The following is a 19,225-nucleotide window of genomic DNA, read 5'->3' as shown; positions in this document are numbered from 1 at the left end:
ACTGTAACAATCACAAGGATATAAAACATGTCAAAACAAATTCTTATACCTGATATCGGCGGTGATGAAGTTACTGTAACAGAAGTTATGGTTAAAGTTGGTGACACTGTTGAAGTTGATCAAAGTGTGATCAATGTAGAAGGTGATAAAGCTTCAATGGAAGTCCCAGCGCCAGAAGCAGGTGTAATTAAAGAACTTTTAGTTAAAGTTGGTGATAAAGTTTCTACTGGTACACCAATGTTTATTTTAGAAGAAGCAGGTGCAGCAGCACCTGCCTCAGCTCCAGCTGCCGAAGCGCCAGCAGCTGCACCAGCATCTCAAGCAGCAGCTTCTGTGGTTGATGTTAATGTACCTGATATTGGTGGCGATGAAGTGAATGTCACTGAAATTATGGTGAATGTTGGTGATACTGTGACTGCAGAGCAATCTTTAATCACAGTAGAAGGTGATAAAGCTTCAATGGAAGTCCCAGCACCATTTGCCGGTGTCGTAAAAGAAATTCTCGTGAAATCAGGTGATAAAGTATCAACTGGTTCATTAATTATGCGTTTTGAAGTTGCCGGTGCCGCAGCGCCTGCGTCAGCACCAGCAGCAGAGAGTGCACCAGCTGCACAACCTGCAGCAGTATCTGGTGGTGTACAAGATGTTCATGTACCAGATATTGGTGGCGATGAAGTGAATGTGACTGAAATTATGGTAAGTGTTGGTGATAGCGTTAGCGAAGAACAATCACTTATCACTGTTGAAGGTGATAAAGCTTCAATGGAAGTACCAGCACCATTCGCCGGTGTGGTAAAAGAAATTCTCGTGAAATCAGGTGATAAAGTATCAACTGGTTCATTAATTATGCGTTTTGAAGTTGCAGTGGCAGCTCCAGCAGCAGCGGCTGCGCCAGCACAAGCACAACCAGCAGCTCCAGCAGCATCTGCACCAGCAGCACCAGCACCAGTTGCAGCAGCTTCAAGTGAAGATGTTACTAAGAGTGCAAGTTTTGCTCATGCAACACCGGTTGTTCGTCGCTTAGCACGTGAGTTTGGCGTTAATTTAGATAAAGTTAAAGGTACAGGTCGTAAAGGACGTATCTTAAAAGAAGACGTTCAAGCTTATGTGAAGAATGCAATTAAAATTGCTGAATCTGGTACAGCACCAGCTGCGGCAGCAGGTGGAAATGCAGGTGCGGGTCTTGGCTTATTACCATGGCCGAAAGTTGACTTCAGCAAGTTTGGTGAAACTGAAGAAGTTGAATTAGGTCGTATTAAGAAGATTTCAGGTGCAAACTTACACCGTAACTGGGTAATGATTCCACATGTTACTCAATGGGATAAAGCAGATATCACTGAACTCGAAAAATTCAGAAAAGAACAAAATGTTCTTGCTGAAAAACAAAAACTTGATGTTAAAATTACTCCGCTTGTCTTCATTATGAAAGCTGTTGCAAAAGCATTAGAAGCTTATCCAACATTTAACAGCTCAATTACTGAAGATGCTCAGCGTTTAATCTTGAAGAAATACATCAATATTGGTGTGGCAGTAGATACACCGAATGGTTTGGTGGTACCTGTATTCAGAGATGTGAATAAGAAAGGTGTTATCGAACTTTCTCGTGAACTTGCTGAAATATCGAAGAAAGCACGTGCTGGTAAATTAACTGCGTCAGATATGCAAGGTGGTTGTTTCACTATTTCAAGCTTAGGTGGTATCGGTGGTACTCACTTTACACCAATCGTAAATGCACCAGAAGTTGCAATTCTTGGGGTATCTAAGTCTGAAATGACACCAGTGTGGAATGGTAAAGAATTTACTCCACGTTTGATGTTGCCATTATCATTGTCTTATGATCACCGCGTGATCGATGGGGCTGATGGGGCTCGCTTTATTACCTATATCAGTGGTGTGTTGTCGGATTTGCGCCGCTTAGTCATGTAGTAAAATGGAAGCAAGAGCCTGAAGATTCAGGCTTTTGTTACAAATTAATGGAAAACCGTATCTAACAATGGTCTGTTAGAATGGGAAAATGAGGCTTAACATGAATAAAGAAATTAAGACACAAGTGGTCGTATTAGGTGCTGGTCCTGCAGGATATTCTGCTGCGTTCCGTTGTGCGGATTTAGGTTTAGAAACAGTAATTATTGAACGTTTCTCAACATTAGGTGGGGTATGTTTAAACGTAGGTTGTATTCCATCTAAAGCACTATTACACGTTGCAAAAGTTATCGAAGAGGCAAAATCTTTAGCACAACACGGTATTGTTTTTGGTGAACCAAAAACTGACATTGAAAAAATTCGTGGTTGGAAAGAAAAAGTAATTAGCCAATTAACTGGTGGTCTTGCTGGTATGGCTAAAATGCGTAAAGTACAAGTCGTAAATGGTTACGGTAAATTTGCAAGCGCTAATAGTATTATTGTGGCTGGTGAAGATGGTGAAACCAAAATTACCTTTGATAACGCTATTATCGCTGCAGGTTCACGTCCAATTCAATTACCATTCATTCCACATGATGACCCACGTGTTTGGGATTCAACAGATGCACTAAAATTAAAAGAAGTGCCTGAAAAATTATTAATCATGGGTGGTGGTATTATCGGTCTTGAAATGGGAACTGTATATCATGCACTTGGATCACAAATTGATGTGGTTGAAATGTTTGATCAAGTTATCCCAGCGGCAGATAAAGATGTAGTTAAAATCTTTACTAAACGTATCGAGAAGAAATTTAATCTCTTACTAGAAACAAAAGTAACCGCAGTAGAAGCAAAAGAAGATGGTATTTATGTTTCTATGGAAGGTAAGGGTGCAAATGAAACTCGCCGTTATGATGCTGTATTAGTGGCAATCGGCCGTACTCCAAATGGTAAGTTAATTGATGCACATATTGCGGGTGTTGAAGTAGATGAACGTGGTTTCATTCGTACTGATAAACAAATGCGTACTAATGTACCTCATATCTTTGCAATTGGTGATATTGTTGGTCAACCAATGTTAGCTCACAAAGGTGTTCACGAAGGTCATGTTGCTGCTGAAGTAATTGCAGGACAAAAACACTATTTTGATCCGAAAGTGATCCCATCTATCGCCTATACAGAACCAGAAGTTGCATGGGTTGGTAAAACAGAAAAAGAATGTAAAGCTGAAGGCATTGCTTATGAAGTAGCGACTTTCCCATGGGCTGCTTCAGGTCGTGCGATTGCTTCTGACTGTTCAGATGGTATGACTAAACTTATCTTTGATAAGAATACTCATCGTGTAATTGGTGGTGCGATTGTTGGTACTAATGGTGGTGAATTATTAGGTGAAATCGGTTTAGCAATCGAAATGGGTTGTGATGCAGAAGATTTAGCATTAACTATCCATGCTCACCCAACCTTACATGAATCAGTAGGTCTTGCTGCTGAAGTGTTTGAAGGTACAGTAACAGACTTACCAAATGCAAAAGCGAAAAAGAAAAAATAATTTCCTAGCAAATTAATTTTTTCGTACTACAATCTAAGAATCTGCACTTTAGCGTTAGTTGGAGTGCAGATTTTTTACTTATTTATCTCGAAAATTGGTGAATACCCTTGAGATTAAAAAAAGCTCCCCCATATACCCCGAATTCCGTGCAATAGACAAGAGAACAACAATATGAATAAAGAATTATCAGATACAAAACAAATTCCTGTCTTACCATTGCGAGATGTCGTTGTATTTCCACATATTGTGATGCCACTTTATGTAGGACGTGCTAAATCAATTCGTAGCCTTGATGAGGCAATGGAAAGTGGTAAAGATGTTTTATTAGTTACCCAAAAAGAAGCTAATCTCGAAGAACCAAATGCAGAAGATATTTATCAAGTTGGTACTGTTGCAACCATTATTCAATTACTTAAATTACCCGATGGTACAGTGAAAGTATTAGTTGAGGGTAGAAGCAGAGCCAGAGTTGTTCAATTCCATGATGAAGAGTATTTTTCTGCAGAGATAGAAGAAATTCCTGAAATTATTAATAATCAAACAGAATTAAGCGTTATTCAAAATACAGTTTTAACTGAGTTAGATAAATTTTCTACCCAACAACAAAATAAAATTAAGCCAGAAGTGTTGGCAGCATTAAAAGAACTTGATGAGCCAGAAAAATTGGCTGATACCTTAGCGAGCAATATGCCGTTAAGTATTGAGAAAAAACAAAATTTATTAGAAGAAGCTGATGTTTTAAAACGTTTTGAAGCATTGATCGGACTGATTCAAACTGAAATGGAAATTAGCAGTATTGATAAGAAAATCCGCGATCGTGTGAAAAAACAGATGGAAAAGAATCAGCGTGATTATTACCTCAACGAGCAAATTAAAGCTATTCAAAAAGAGCTTGGTGAAGCAGAAGGTACTGAAAATGAAATTCAGCAATTAAAGAAAAAAATTGCTGATGCTCGTATGCCAAAAGCAGTTGAAGAAAAAGCAGAAGCAGAGTTACAAAAATTAAAAATGATGTCACCAATGTCTGCTGAAGCAACTGTGGTTCGTAGCTATATTGATTGGATGGTACAAGTGCCTTGGCATAAACGTACTAAGGTGAAAAAAGACTTAAAGAAAGCCGAAGAGGTTTTAAATAATGATCACTATGGCTTAGAACGGGTTAAAGAACGTATCTTAGAATATTTAGCGGTACAAACTCGTACAAACCAAATGCGTGGCCCAATCCTTTGTCTTGTTGGACCTCCTGGAGTAGGTAAAACCTCATTAGGACAATCTATTGCACAGGCAACTGGTCGTAAATATGTGCGTATGGCATTAGGTGGTGTGCGTGATGAAGCCGAAATTCGTGGGCATCGCCGTACCTATATTGGTGCTTTGCCAGGTAAATTAATCCAAAATATGGCAAAAGTAGGGGTAAGAAATCCACTATTCTTATTGGATGAGATTGATAAATTAGGTGCGGATATGCGAGGTGATCCAGCGTCTGCATTATTAGAAGTATTAGACCCAGAACAAAATAATACGTTTAGTGATCATTATCTTGAGGTTGATTACGATCTTTCTGATGTGATGTTTGTGGCTACCTCAAACTCAATGAATATTCCAGGGCCATTACTGGATCGCATGGAAGTTATTCGTCTTTCTGGTTATACCGAAGATGAAAAATTGAATATTGCTGTACGTCATTTATTAAAGAAACAGATTGAACGTAATGGATTAAAAGAGAATGAATTGATTCTTAAAGAAGAAGCAATTTTAGATATTATCCGTTATTACACTCGTGAAGCAGGAGTACGTAGCTTAGAACGAGAAATTTCAAAAATCTGTCGTAAAGCAGTGAAGAATTTATTATTAGATAAATCATTAAAACAAGTTGTGGTGGATAGTAATAATCTTCACGACTACTTAGGTGTAAGACGCTTTGAATATGGCAAAGCAGATAGCCAAAACCGTATTGGTGAAGTTACAGGGCTTGCTTGGACCGAAGTGGGCGGTGATTTATTAACGATTGAATCCGCGTCAGTATCGGGTAAAGGTAAGTTAAACTATACTGGATCACTTGGCGATGTGATGAAAGAGTCAATTCAAGCGGCAATGACTGTGGTGCGTGCAAGAGCAGAAAAGCTTGGAATTAATCCTGATTTTTATGAAAAACGTGACATTCATATTCACGTTCCTGAAGGCGCAACGCCAAAAGACGGTCCAAGTGCTGGGATTGCAATGTGTACTGCATTAGTATCTTGTTTGACAGGAAATCCTGTTAGAGCTGATGTAGCAATGACTGGAGAAATTACTCTGCGTGGTAAAGTGTTGCCAATTGGTGGGTTAAAAGAGAAATTACTTGCAGCACACCGCGGCGGAATTAAACGTGTGTTAATTCCAAAAGATAATGTGAAAGATCTTGAGGAAATTCCAGAAAATGCAAAAGCAGCGTTAGAGATTTGCCCTGTGGAAACTATTGATGAAGTGTTAGCTTTAGCATTAGAGAAACCGCCAGTAGGGATTGAAGTGGTAAAAGATTTGGCTAAACTAAAAAAGCGTACCACTAAAAATCTCACTTCTACAGTGAATTAATCACAAAAAAGCTGGTTAAATAAAAATTAACCAGCTTTTTCTTAACGCTCTAAATTGTGTAGTGAAATATCGTCATTTAAGTTCAAAACAAGAAAAAGCAACAAGCTGAAGAGCGTATAAATAATACGATGAGGCGAGATAACGCAAGATTATTTTGAAATCAAATGACTATAAAATGTAGGATGGCTGCAAAATTACTCTAATATCGCGATTTGCTTTTACTAAATAGGTGCAGGGTAAGCAACTTTTCTATATAATTTCGCACATTATTGTCTTTTATAAATATAAGGAAAATCTCGCTATGATGGAGAAACTGCGCGGATACACAAATAGTGTTGTCTGGAAAGTAATCATGGGGCTCATTGCTGTTTCATTCGTATTAAGTGGCGTGGCTGGTTATTTAATTTCACGACAAAATACATCCGCAGCTACCGTAAATGGTGTTGAGATCTCTCAACAATTATTCCAACAACAATATCAAGCGCAATATCAACAACTTGCAATGCAAATGGGTGATAAGTTTGCGGCAGTAGCTGATTCAGCAGACTTTACCAACGGCTTACGTAAATCAGTATTAGAACGTTTAATTAATGAAGAGTTATTACGTCAATATATTGATGAATTGAAACTAGGTGTTGGTGACAATGCGGTAAAACAAGCAATTGTTATGAGTCCAAATTTCCAAAAAGATGGCAAATTTGATAACGCATTATATCAACAGTTATTAACCAGCAATAACTTAACATCTGAGCAATACGCTAATCTAGTACGCCAAGATTTAGTAATGTCACAATTAATGAATTCATTATTAGGCACAGATTTCCTCACCGCAGATCAACAGCAACAATTTGTAAAATTGTTTTTCCAAAAACGTACTGTGCGTTTAGCGACTTTCCCAATTGCACCATTAGCAGAAAAGCAAGCTATATCAGATCAAGAAGTTGAAGCTTACTATAATCAACATAAAGCAGCTTTTGCGACACCAGAATTGGTAAAAGTACAATATCTAGATTTAAATAAAGATGATTTAGCGAAAAATCTACAAGTTAGTGATGTAGAAATTGCACAATATTATCAAGATAGTAAAGCGCAATTTATGGGACAAGCGAGTCAACATCTTGAACATATTCAAGTAGCGACAGAAGCTGAAGCAAATGACATTTATCAAAAATTACAACAAGGTGCGAATTTTGAGCAGCTAGCAAAACAATACTCAATTGATAAATTAACTGCGGTTAATGGCGGGGATTTAAGTTGGGTAGTAGCAGGGCAATTACCAAAAGCGTTTGAAGCTGCTGCAAATGAAACTGCTGTGGGTGCTTATAGTAAACCGACCAAAGTAGATGATAAATACCATATTATTAAAGTGTTAGCTCGCAACGAAGCGAAAGTATTACCGCTAGAACAAGTTAAAAGCAAAATTGCGGATGTTGTGCGTCAAGACTTAGCAACACGCCAATATTTTAGTGTTGAAAAAGCTGTTGCAGATAAAGCATTTGAAGATCAAAGCGGTTTAGCGGCAGCAGCAAAAGAAGGTAACTTAACCGTTAAAGAAACAGATTATTTTGCACGAGATGATGTACCAGCCGCATTAAACTTCAGCAATGTAGTGAGTGAAATTTTTAGTCCTGAATTAGTACAAGGCGGAATGAATTCATCAATGATTAGTGTTGGTGAAAATCATAGTGTTATGTTCCGTGTGATGGACTATAAAGCAGCAGGAACTAAGCCATTAGCAGAAGCGAAAGCTCAAATTGTTGACTTATTACAACGTCAAAAAGCGGAAAAAATTGAGCTAGAACGCGTTAAAGGTTTGGTAGCTAAATTACAAGCTGGAGATACTTCTGCTGTTGAATTTAAGCAAGACTTAACTGCGGTATATGCGGAAAGTAAAAATCCAACATTGGATAAACAAATTTTTGCGATGCCAAAACCAGTGGATAACAAACCAAGTTATCACGTAGGCGCAAATGATAATGGTGACATTATTGTGATTGCGTTAGATAAAGTAGAGGATGGACAACTTTCTGCAGAACAAGAAAAAGCATTTGTGTCACAATTAATGCAAATTCGTCAAAATGATCTGCAATCTACGCTATTAAAAGCATTGAGAGAAAAAGCAAAAGTAGAAATCAATCAAGAGATGTTAGATCAACTACAAGATCAATAACTAATTGATTAGATGAGAGATGAAAAGCTCCGTAGGTACTCGCTTACGGAGCTTTTATATTAATTAGAGATAGAGTCGTTTAATTTCAGAGTAATCCTGAGTGACCCCGCTTTGTCGTATTATTTTACGGTTTTTGGCTGGCTGCCTTGTCTTATTTTGAACTTAAAAGATTATACAGAGGAAAAGTAGAAAAAATGGACTTACAACATTGTATTGAAATTGATCGTGAACATATCTGGCATCCGTATGCTTCTATCAGTAATCCGCCAACGATTTATCCTGTTGAGCGAGCAGATGGAGTAATTATTACCTTAAAAGATGGACGCAAATTAATTGATGGAATGTCATCTTGGTGGGCAGCATTGCATGGCTATAATCACCCAGTATTGAATCAAGCAGCGCAACAGCAGTTGGCAAGTATGAGTCATATTATGTTTGGTGGTTTTACCCATGAACCCGCTGTGCAATTAACAGAAACTTTATTAAACATTTTGCCTAAAACGCTGAATAAAATCTTTTTTGCTGATAGTGGATCGGTTGCGGTTGAAGTGGCGATGAAAATGGCAATTCAATATCAACACGCAAAAGGTGAAACACAACGCTACCAATTTGCGACAATTCGTTCTGGCTACCATGGTGATACTTGGCACGCAATGTCAGTTTGTGATCCTATTACAGGGATGCATTCACTGTTCAGTAAAAGTTTACCGATTCAATATTTTTTACCACAACCACCAGTTAAATTTGGTGAAGCGTGGGATGAGGATGCAATTAAGCCGTTACAAGATTTACTTGAGAAACATCACCAAAATATAGCAGGCTTAATTTTAGAACCGATTGTACAAGGTGCAGGAGGAATGTATTTCTATTCACCTGTTTATCTACAAAAAGCAAAAGCATTATGTGAACAGTACGGCGTATTGTTGATTTTTGATGAAATTGCGACTGGATTTGGACGAACTGGAAAATTATTTGCATACCAACATGCGAATGTGATTCCAGATATTATCTGTTTAGGTAAGGCATTAACGGGTGGTTATTTAACTTTGTCCGCAACGATTACTAGTCAATCTGTGGCAGAAATAATTTGTTCTGGAGAAGCAGGTTGTTTTATGCATGGTCCAACCTTTATGGGAAATCCGTTAGCTTGTGCGATTGCAAATGCGTCCGTTAATTTATTATTAGAGAGTGATTGGCAATATAAAGTAGCAAAAATTGAACAGCAATTACGTCAAGGTTTAGCGATTGCGCAAACGTGGGATTGTGTACAAGAGGTCCGAGTTTTAGGGGCAATTGGCGTAATTGAAATGAAAGAAGCCGTCAATATGGCTACACTCCAACCGCGTTTTGTTGAACAAGGCGTTTGGTTACGTCCATTCGGTAAGTTGGTGTATGTAATGCCACCATTTATTATTGGGGATGAGGAGTTAGAAACATTAATTAAAGGAATGTTACAAGCAATTAAGGATGAGTATCAGCTTGCTTAGCTATTGTTTAGTGATTCCTGACTATTTTTTGAGTAACAGTAGAGAATTAAATAAATACAATGCATCTATTTTTTGAAACTAAATTAACTGAATTAGCTCAGATTGGGCAAAAACGTAGTTTTCCAGAGATTAAACATCATGAGAAATGGATTGAGAAAAATGGACAAACTTTACTCAATTTATCTTCAAATGATTATCTAGGATTAGCAGCAAATCCAACATTGCTCAGTGAATTTTTAGCCCAGATAAATTCTGCAGAAAATCCATTAACTAGTTCATCTTCTCGTCTATTAACGGGAAATTTCCTAATTTATACTCAACTGGAACAAGCAATAGCGAGAGATTTCCAACGGGAAGCCTGCTTATTATTTAATAGTGGTTATCACGCCAATATTGGGATTTTACCAGCGATTAGCGATCGTCAAACGTTGATTGTGGCAGATAAATTAGTTCATGCCAGTTTAATTGATGGTTTGCGTTTATCAGAAGCAAAATGGGTACGGTATCGCCATAATGATTATGCACATTTAGCTGAGATTTTGGCAAAACAAGCCTCACAATACCAACGCATTATTATTGTGACTGAAAGTGTGTTTAGTATGGATGGGGATGTTGCAGATTTGCCAACTTTAGTACAGCTTAAACAGCAGTATCACAATGTTTTATTGTATGTGGATGAAGCTCATGCGGTTGGTGTGTTTGGTGAAAAAGGGCTTGGGATAGCAGAACAGCAAGGGTGTATTGCTGCGATTGATTTCTTGGTGGGGACATTTGGTAAAGCATTGGCTTCTATGGGAGCGTTTGTTGTTTGTGATCAGTTAATGAAAGATTACTTAATTAATACTATGCGTCCATTAATCTTTTCGACTGCCTTGCCACCGTTTAATGTTGCTTGGAGCTATTTCTTATGGCAGCAGTTGCCTAAATTTAACCAAGATCGACTTCATTTAGCCAACATAAGTCAGCGTTTAAGAACGTTTATTCAGACAGAATTGGGACAGTCAATGCCAAGTAGTACAAATGTTGTACCTTATATTACAGGAGAGAATCAAGCTGCGGTAAAAACAGCTGAATACTTACAGCAGCAAGGCTTTTATGCGTTACCAATTCGTCCGCCAACAGTGCCTAAAGGAACGGCACGTATTCGTTTTTCATTAACCGCAGCGATTAGTGAGCAAGAGATCGAACAACTGATGACGGTATTACGTGCAATATAGTTCTTTAGGTGCAGGATAAAACAAGGTAACAAGCCAAAGACAGCATAAATAATAGAGTGAAGCGATATAACCATATTATTTTGCAAGCAAACGGTTTATATCAACAGCGATTAGAGTAAGCATAATGAGAATAGAGTATCTACAACAAGGAAAACCAAATTTAATAGTCTATTTTGCTGGGTGGGGAACACCACCAAGTGTTGTTTCTCATCTTGAATTAGGTGATCAATATGATTTATTAATTTGTTATGACTATCGTGATCTGCAACTTGATTTTGATTTCTCACCTTATCAGCAAATTTATTTAGTGGCATGGTCAATGGGGGTATGGGTAGCAGAACAAGTGATGCAGCAAATTCCTTTAAGCAAAGCGATTGCCATTAATGGCACCAGCTTTCCAAGTGATGATCAATTTGGCATTCCAAAACAGATTTTTACTGGAACATTAGCGGGGTTGGATGAAGCAAATCGGCATAAATTTGAACGCAGAATGTGTCAGAGTAAAGCAGTATTAGCAGACTATCAGCAGCGAGCAGATTACCGATCATTGGTTGATATTTATCAAGAGCTTGCTTATTTAGCTGAACAAATTGAACTACGACCGCAAGTTCCGTTTAATTGGGATATAGCTTGGATTGCCACTCAAGATCGTATTTTCCCAGTAGAGAATCAATGTGCCTATTGGCAAGATCGTTGCCAAATAAGAACGATTGAAGCGGGGCATTACGCCTTTCCGTACTTAAAAACTTGGCAAGCGTTATGGCAGGAGTAAAGTAATTTTAAAACTGCGGGCGCTATTTTCAGATAAATTTCAGTATAATAACGCCTTTTATCAATAATACGGCGTGATGAGATAACGCCGTATTATTTTGAAATCCGACAATTATATTCATCACGAAAGGGAAGTTGTTATTTTTACCTCAACTTATAATAAAGAAACGATAAAATCGCGTTTTCAAGCAGCACAGTATAGTTACCCAGAGGCAGCTATTGCTCAACAACAGATCAATCAATGTTTAATTGATATATTAGCGACAACAAACCAAACAAAGTTTAAAAATGTACTGGAGATTGGTTGTGGTACAGGCGATTTTACCCAGCGTTTAGCTAATTATGCGGAGATCGATAATTGGTTGTTGAATGATTTGTATCAGAGTGATGTGGTAATGCAATATTTAGCCGATCAATCTTGGCATTCAAATGTGTCGTTTTTATTAGGTGATATTGAACAAATTCAGCTGCCACATCAGCTGGATTTAATTGTTTCTGCATCAGCTATTCAATGGCTGAATGATAAGGTAAGGTTTCTCCAGCATTGCGCTAAGCAGCTTAATGAAAAGGGGATATTACTATTTAATAGCTTTGCCCCAGACAATTTATTTGAAATTCGCCAATTAACAGGGATTGGTTTAGCATACCCAACACTAGAACAGTGGCAGCAATGGCTTGAACGGGATTTTGTGATTAAACATTTATCAACAGAAACCATTCGCCTAACTTTTGACTCACCTTTACGTGTGCTACAACATTTGCGTGCAACAGGCGTTACCGCCACTCAACAACAATTTTGGACAAAACGGAAATTACAAAATTTCATTGCAGAATATCAACAGCAATTCACCACGAAAAACGGGCAAGTAAGTTTAACCTATTGCCCGATTTATGTGATGGTGGAGAAAAAATATGAAGATTAAATTATTAAACTATTTAATAATATTTTTTTCCTATTTTACGTTTAATTCCATTGGTATCGAATACCAAATATAATTGATTTTGTTTTATTAGTTTCTTTTCCTTGTTCATAATTAAATTGAAGGTCAAAATTGATTTGATCATAAGCTAATGTAGTTCCTATTTTTGTGTATAGATAGTCACTAAATTCTAGTAAAAATTGTTCTGAGTTATTGGATAAAATACTATTTTGATTATATTTTATATAACCAATAGAGAAGTTTGGTATTATCTTGATTGTATCTGTTAGCATGAAAGATTTCGCTAAATCTAAGCCTAAATGATAACTTGCTAAAGTTTTATCTAAGATATTAATCTTTGCTTTATCTATTGAGTAGCTAAAACCAGAAATAGACGTCTTGTTAATACCAATCATGCCTTTTATATCAAGGTCATTAATATTAAATGACTTAGATGCACTGATACCAATTGTTTTTGCTTTACGATTCAATGGGATAACAGTATTTTCTAAGAGTAACTGCGTCTTTGTTTTTATATAACCAATATTTATTGCTAGACTTACTTGATTATCTAAGATCTGTTTAATATAAAGAGTTGGACTTTTAGTTTCACTTGTACTTTTTATATTATCTGAAAAATAGCTTTGGCTCTTACTTGTGGAATAAATAGTACCAACTGTTAATTGTCCAAAGTTATTAGTAAAATTCTTATTTATACCCAACTGTGTTAATTTTTCTTTTTTATCATATTGTCGATAGAGTGAAGAAACATGCTCTTTTTGGCTATCTTGATATTCAATATATACTGTTTGTTCATTATTTCTATTTATATGATTAAAGATATTGTGATTAATACTGCTAAGGGTATCAATATAAGAAGAATATTCAGATAAGGCAGTATTAGTATATTTACTAATATTATTTTTTTGCAAATTGTTAGTAAATTGTTGATGCTTATCATGTGAGTAAGTTGGCTCATCAGATTTAGCATCTACTTCAGGATTAGAATCTACTTCAGGATTAGAATCTACTTCAGGATTAGAATCTACTTCAGATTTAGTATCTAATTCTGATTTAGTATCTACTTCAGGTTTAGTGTCTAATTCTGGTTTAGAATCTACTTTAGGATTAGAATCTACTTCAGGATTAGAATCTACTTCAGGATTAGTGTCTAATTCTGGTTTAGAATTTACTTCAGGATTAGAATCTACTTCAGGATTAGAATCTACTTCAGATTTAGAATCTAATTCTGGTTGAGTTCCTGCTTCTGCTTTAACTTCTTCAGCATTAAGCATTTCTTCTATTATTGGATTATAAAGCCTATAACTAGAACCATCTTTAATTAAGTGATATCTATAAGCACCCAGATCAACGACTTCATTGGTATTTTCTAAAGTAATATTTAATGATTTCTCTTGTTGTATTTCATTATTAATTTTTATTAATGTCAGGCGTTCTTTACTTTTTTGTGGCTCTAAACCTGTGTCTTGCACATATAATTTAAAATTACCTTCAGCACTACCAGAAACAATGGCTTTATCACTTAACATAGCAGATATATCTGTGCGGTAATTAAATTGACCTTGTCCAGATAAGTTTCCTTGAATAGTAAGAGTGTTATAGTTATTGTCTTTATCTCCTAAAGAAATTTTTGCACCTTCAATCATTGTTAAATTACCAAGAGTTGTACTTCTAGGTAATGTCCAATTCGCTTCTGAAGATAATACAACTAGGCTATTAAGAGACCCAGTAATATTACCTTTGATATCTGTTTTTCCTAAAGTCAGCTTAGCGCTATCAGATAAGGTTATATCATCTTGATATTGTAAACGCGGAATAGTATCTAAAATATTACTCTCATAATTTTTTGTGATACATTGAGAGATGCCTGTATATTCAGACCGAGTACAAATAGGTGTCTGGTTATTAATATAACCAAGTTGAATATGAGCATTATCATTAGCTTCAATATTTCCTGAAATTGCACTAATATTGCGGCTAAAAATTAATTGGCTATTTTCTGTAGCAATAAATTTTTTAGCAGAGAAAGTACGATTAATCCAATCATCATCTAAAATTACTTCTTGTTTTGTAATATAATCGTAAGCATGTGATGTTGGTTTTCCGGAAAATAGAATTGTGCTATTACGGTTAGCTATAAACTTACCATTTAAGTAACTTCCTCCGGAAAGTAATAAAGTAGCGTTTTCTATAGTTGGTTGATAGATAATGTTCATTTCTCCATTTATATTATCGTCACTTTCGCCAAAGTAGCCATTAAATGCAGAATAACAACGTTGAAGATTTTTTTGTTCAATAATTGCTTGTATAGCTGTATTTTTTGCTTCCTCGCCACTTCCTAAATATTCCCAGTTATCATTAGAATTTCCTTCTGTTGGATAATATGCGTTAGCATTGCCTTTTAATTTAAAATAATCTTTTCTATTTCCATGGTAATTATTTCTATATTCGTAAATATCACTTCCTGCAATACCCCAAGTACCCCACTTGATTTGATCTTCTGTAAATAGCTCATTACCACTTAAAGTAATATTTGCTGATTGAGCAGTATTGTGATTGACAATTCTTGCACCATCATCCACATTTTGAATTCGTTTAAAAGTGAGACTATTTCCATTAAGATCTAATTTCCCACCACGGAAACCAAAATAAATATTATTTGGATTTATTTGATCAGATGAATTCAGAATAACTGTTGCTCGACCACTCACAATACCTAATGTGTTAAATGCTTGCCGTTGTTGGTTGGTATCTGGCTGTTGATCTAGAATAACTGTACCATCACCAATGCTTATATCGCCTTTATTGATACCAGATCCCTGGACATGTAATATACCAGAGCCAATTTTAGAGAGTCTATCTCCTTCAGGATTCTTAATTTTCCAAACAACAGTTTTATTTGCTGCTACATTAATGCCTGCTCCGATCCATGTAACATTAGGCTCACCCGAAACAATATAATCTGTTTGAAACTGTAATGCACCAGCGCCTTGGTTTATATTATCGGCTAAGTGTAACTGCCCTTGTTCGCCAGTAAAAATAATATCTTTACCGTAATTGAGCCGAGGTCGAATTTGCCCCCCCCCCAGTACTTAATGTTTCATTATATGTATCTATCAAATAGGTTTGTTCAGATGATATCAGTTGATCCTGTCCATTATTTTCTATGTGTTGCCATACCCATAGTGTATTAGGACTAGTATTGTTAATAACAGGGTTTGAATTATTATTCTTAATTTCATCATGATAATCTTTTCGCGTTAATAAAGTGAGGTTTCCTTTTCCACTACTATATAGTGATTGCGTTGTGGCTAATAACCACCATTTTTGTTCCACTGTATCATAAACAAAGACACCTGAGCCACTATCTCCAGGTAATCCAACACTGACCATTGGTCCATATAAATCTCCCATGAAGTTTCCATCAGGTTTTCGATAATATACAGGGAAAGATTGTTGGGTAACCCAGGTCCACTCACTGCGAGGAGTTGCTGATCCAGTTAGAAATGCATAAGGACCAGCAATCCATTTATCTTGCCCATTTTCCCGTACTTTTTGTGTACCTCCTCCAGCCCTTAAAACAACGGGGTAACGTTTCTGATCATTCCTATATGGAAACGCGTTAACTTCAGGTATGCTGTCAATTGGCGTTACTTCTGTAACTAATTTTCGTAACCGTGCGAATTGATAGTCTTTATTATAAGGATGGGTTTCATTTACTTGGTAGTTATTGTTATGAACCAGTTGATAAGTAAAAGTATGGTTATCAGGATGGTTAGCAGCAACCGCACCAAATTGTACTCCTGTATAACCGCCATTATGAGCAACACTTACTACATATTGAGGAGCAGTTAAAGTTGCAAATCCACCATTACTATTGACAACACTGAAATCGATCATAGGAATATTAGGTAGCATAGTACCAACAGAATTTCCCTCTTTGTTATAAATAGTAATATTACGTGATCCAACACTAAATTCGCCTTTGTTTTCAGCAAAATCCCTAAAGTATTGATAGTTAATATCTCCTCGTACTATAGAGGCGAATGAGGATGGAGATGATACGATATATAATGAAGTAATAGTATGATAGAAAATGGCTTTTTTGTTAGCCTTCATAATAGATTTTCCCTAATCCTAAAAAATAAATAAATTATAAAAAATAAAAGAAATAATTATATGCAAGTTATGTCTTGTTACAATACCTTATGGGTAGTAACTCAATAAAAAATACAATAATATAGATAATAATAAATTAATATAGATTGGCTATCTTAATAGAAGTTACTATGTGATTTTTAGTTGGAAAACGTGATAAGAAGCATAAAAAATGTAGTAGCAATTAGCTTATTTTATAAATAGATAACATTGAAATTGCCATATAACGTGTATAATTTTCATCGCAAGAATAACAAATATTAATTGGTTCAGAATTACTCATATGAATACCATTTAAATATCTATTTTAGATATAAATAATCCTCCATTAAGGAGGATTATTAAAAATGATATTTTAATTACCCCAAAATCTCAGCTAATTTTGCGCTGACTTGTTCCACTGGTAGGGTACCGTCTAGGCGGAAATATTGGGTTTTGCCGTTTGCAGCTTCTTTAGAATAGTAATCAACTAAAGGTTTAGTGGTTGAATGATAAACTTTTAAACGATCTAATACGGTTTCTGGTTTGTCATCAGCACGAATAATTAAATCTTCACCAGTCACATCATCTTTGCCTTCTACTTTTGGTGGGTTATACACGATATGGTAGCTACGACCTGAAGCTGGGTGCACACGACGACCACTCATACGTTCTACAATAACTTCATCAGGAACATCAAATTCTAAGACGAAATCAATCGCAATACCTGCTGCTTTTAATGCATCTGCTTGTGGAATAGTGCGAGGGAAACCATCTAATAGGAAACCTTTTGCACAATCAGGTTGTGCCACACGATCTTGCACTAAGGCGATGATTAAATCATCTGGTACTAATTGTCCTGCATCCATCAAAACTTTTGCTTTTTTACCTAATTCAGTCCCAGCTTTGATTGCTGCACGAAGCATATCCCCAGTAGAAATTTGTGGAATGCCATATTTGTTCATAATAAATTGTGCTTGTGTACCTTTTCCTGCACCTGGTGCACCTAAAAGAATGATTTTCATAAAATGACCTCTTGTATAAAAAATATAGTTGTTTAAGTTCAAAATAAAATAACAAGCCAAAACCAATACACATCGTACAACAAGGCATAGTCACTGAACATTATTTTGAACTCAAATGACGATCAGTACCTTACCTGTATGTGTTAGTAAACTCAAGCCTAAACTTACATTTATTGTTTAGTTGTTGAATCTTTATAAGGTGCTACCCAAAATAAGCATAACATTCCTGGTATGGCTAACATAAAACAGAGCCAATAGAAATGGTAGTAACCTAATTGTTCAATTAACCAGCCAGCACTTGAGCTAATTAGTGATCTTGGTAATGCGGCTAAACTGGTAAATAGAGCTAATTGGGTTGCAGTATAAAGTGGATTCGTTTCTCTTGCCATAAGAGCGACAAAAGCAGATGTGCCTAAGCCAACGCCAATATATTCACCACCAACCACAATCGCTAATGCGATTAATTCAAATGTACCAATATGGGTAAATTTACCGAAGCTAGCGAGCCAGGCAAAACCGAGAATTGTGATGATTTGTACAAAACCAAATAACCATAACGCTCGATTAATACCAATTTTTAGCATAATGATGCCACCGACCAAACTAGCGATAATCATTGGCCATAATCCTGCATTTTTCGCCACTAAAGCAATATCAAGACTGCTGTATCCCATATCAACATAGAAAGGTGTCATCAATGCCGTCGCCATAGTATCGCCTAATTTATATAAGCACATAAAGGCTAATACGGTAATCATCCCTTTAACGCCTTTCCGTTGATAAAACTCTACGAATGGATTAATGATATTTTCTTTTAAACTACGGGATTGAGTAATAATTTGTGGTTCTCTAGCGATTAATAGGGTAGCTAATACACCGGGTAACATAAATAAGGCGGTAATGATAAAGACACTTTGCCAACTATAATAAGCAGTTAAGAAAATAGAGAGAGAACCGGGAATTAAGCCTGCCAAGCGATAGGCATTCACATGAATAGAGTTCCCTAAACCTAACTCTTGGTCAGTTAAAATTTCACGGCGATAGGCGTCTAATACAATATCTTGAGAGGCAGAAAAAAAAGCGACGATGGTTGCTAGAGTGGCGATGGTTGGAATGTTTTGTTGTGGTTCAAGCCAAGCAAAGCAAGATAATGTGATAATAAGTAGTAGCTGTAAGATGAGTGTCCAGCCTCGCCGTCGGCCAAGAAAAGGGAGTACAAAACGGTCTAATGCAGGCGACCATAAAAATTTCCATGTATAAGGTAAACTAATTAAGGTAAATAAACCGATTGTTTTTAGATCGACATTTTCTGTTCTTAGCCAATAAGGAATTAAGCTAACTAAAATATAGAGAGGTAAGCCAGAACTAAAACCAGTAAACACACAGATAAGCATATTTCGACTGAAAATTTGTTGCATTAACGAGGTATTTACTGGCATTAGTTACTCCGAA

The 19,225-nt window shown here is 36.3% G+C and carries 12 protein-coding genes; 8 read left to right on the top strand and 4 right to left on the bottom strand.

The window, feature by feature from the left end; translation table 11 throughout:
• Positions 1-27 precede the first annotated feature (27 nt).
• The 8 genes from aceF to bioC all read left to right on the top strand — a co-directional run bounded on the left by aceF (position 28) and on the right by bioC (position 12,593).
• Entirely contained in the window at positions 28-1,926 is a 1,899-nt protein-coding gene (gene aceF / locus QV06_RS06645) for a pyruvate dehydrogenase complex dihydrolipoyllysine-residue acetyltransferase (protein ID WP_065237456.1), read from the top strand.
• Between the two features lie 100 nt (positions 1,927-2,026).
• On the top strand, positions 2,027-3,451 hold the full coding sequence (gene lpdA, locus QV06_RS06640; RefSeq protein ID WP_065235047.1) for a dihydrolipoyl dehydrogenase: 1,425 nt from the start codon (positions 2,027-2,029) through the stop codon (positions 3,449-3,451).
• Positions 3,452-3,622: 171 nt separating this feature from the next.
• The gene (gene lon / locus QV06_RS06635) at positions 3,623-6,025 is read left to right on the top strand and encodes an endopeptidase La (RefSeq protein ID WP_065237455.1); all 2,403 of its coding nucleotides are present in this window, start codon (positions 3,623-3,625) and stop codon (positions 6,023-6,025) included.
• Between the two features lie 301 nt (positions 6,026-6,326).
• Entirely contained in the window at positions 6,327-8,195 is a 1,869-nt protein-coding gene (gene ppiD / locus QV06_RS06630) for a peptidylprolyl isomerase (RefSeq protein ID WP_065237454.1), read from the top strand.
• A gap of 194 nt (positions 8,196-8,389) precedes the next feature.
• The gene (gene bioA / locus QV06_RS06625) at positions 8,390-9,682 is read left to right on the top strand and encodes an adenosylmethionine--8-amino-7-oxononanoate transaminase (protein WP_065237453.1); all 1,293 of its coding nucleotides are present in this window, start codon (positions 8,390-8,392) and stop codon (positions 9,680-9,682) included.
• A gap of 59 nt (positions 9,683-9,741) precedes the next feature.
• Positions 9,742-10,899, top strand: coding sequence for an 8-amino-7-oxononanoate synthase (locus QV06_RS06620; RefSeq protein WP_065237452.1), 1,158 nt, complete (start codon positions 9,742-9,744; stop codon positions 10,897-10,899).
• Positions 10,900-11,023: 124 nt separating this feature from the next.
• Positions 11,024-11,671, top strand: coding sequence for a DUF452 family protein (locus QV06_RS06615; RefSeq protein WP_065237451.1), 648 nt, complete (start codon positions 11,024-11,026; stop codon positions 11,669-11,671).
• A 97-nt stretch (positions 11,672-11,768) separates the two neighbouring features.
• On the top strand, positions 11,769-12,593 hold the full coding sequence (gene bioC, locus QV06_RS06610; protein WP_245174261.1) for a malonyl-ACP O-methyltransferase BioC: 825 nt from the start codon (positions 11,769-11,771) through the stop codon (positions 12,591-12,593).
• Between the two features lie 41 nt (positions 12,594-12,634).
• Here bioC and QV06_RS12090 read toward each other — a convergent pair whose 3' ends face one another.
• The 4 genes from QV06_RS12090 to QV06_RS06590 form a co-directional block, all read right to left on the bottom strand.
• On the bottom strand, positions 12,635-15,322 hold the full coding sequence (locus QV06_RS12090) for a pertactin-like passenger domain-containing protein (protein ID WP_065237450.1): 2,688 nt from the start codon (positions 15,320-15,322) through the stop codon (positions 12,635-12,637).
• Positions 15,323-15,659: 337 nt separating this feature from the next.
• The gene (locus tag QV06_RS12085; RefSeq protein ID WP_065237449.1) at positions 15,660-16,730 is read right to left on the bottom strand and encodes a S6 family peptidase; all 1,071 of its coding nucleotides are present in this window, start codon (positions 16,728-16,730) and stop codon (positions 15,660-15,662) included.
• Positions 16,731-17,128: 398 nt separating this feature from the next.
• The gene (adk, locus tag QV06_RS06595) at positions 17,129-17,773 is read right to left on the bottom strand and encodes an adenylate kinase (RefSeq protein ID WP_065237448.1); all 645 of its coding nucleotides are present in this window, start codon (positions 17,771-17,773) and stop codon (positions 17,129-17,131) included.
• Between the two features lie 170 nt (positions 17,774-17,943).
• The gene (locus tag QV06_RS06590; protein WP_065237447.1) at positions 17,944-19,212 is read right to left on the bottom strand and encodes an AmpG family muropeptide MFS transporter; all 1,269 of its coding nucleotides are present in this window, start codon (positions 19,210-19,212) and stop codon (positions 17,944-17,946) included.
• Between the last annotated feature and the right edge of the window lie 13 nt (positions 19,213-19,225).

The sequence above is a fragment of the Gallibacterium genomosp. 3 genome, from assembly GCF_001678475.1.
GTDB lineage: Bacteria > Pseudomonadota > Gammaproteobacteria > Enterobacterales > Pasteurellaceae > Gallibacterium > Gallibacterium faecale.
This window is presented reverse-complemented; position numbering and strand designations above follow the sequence as displayed.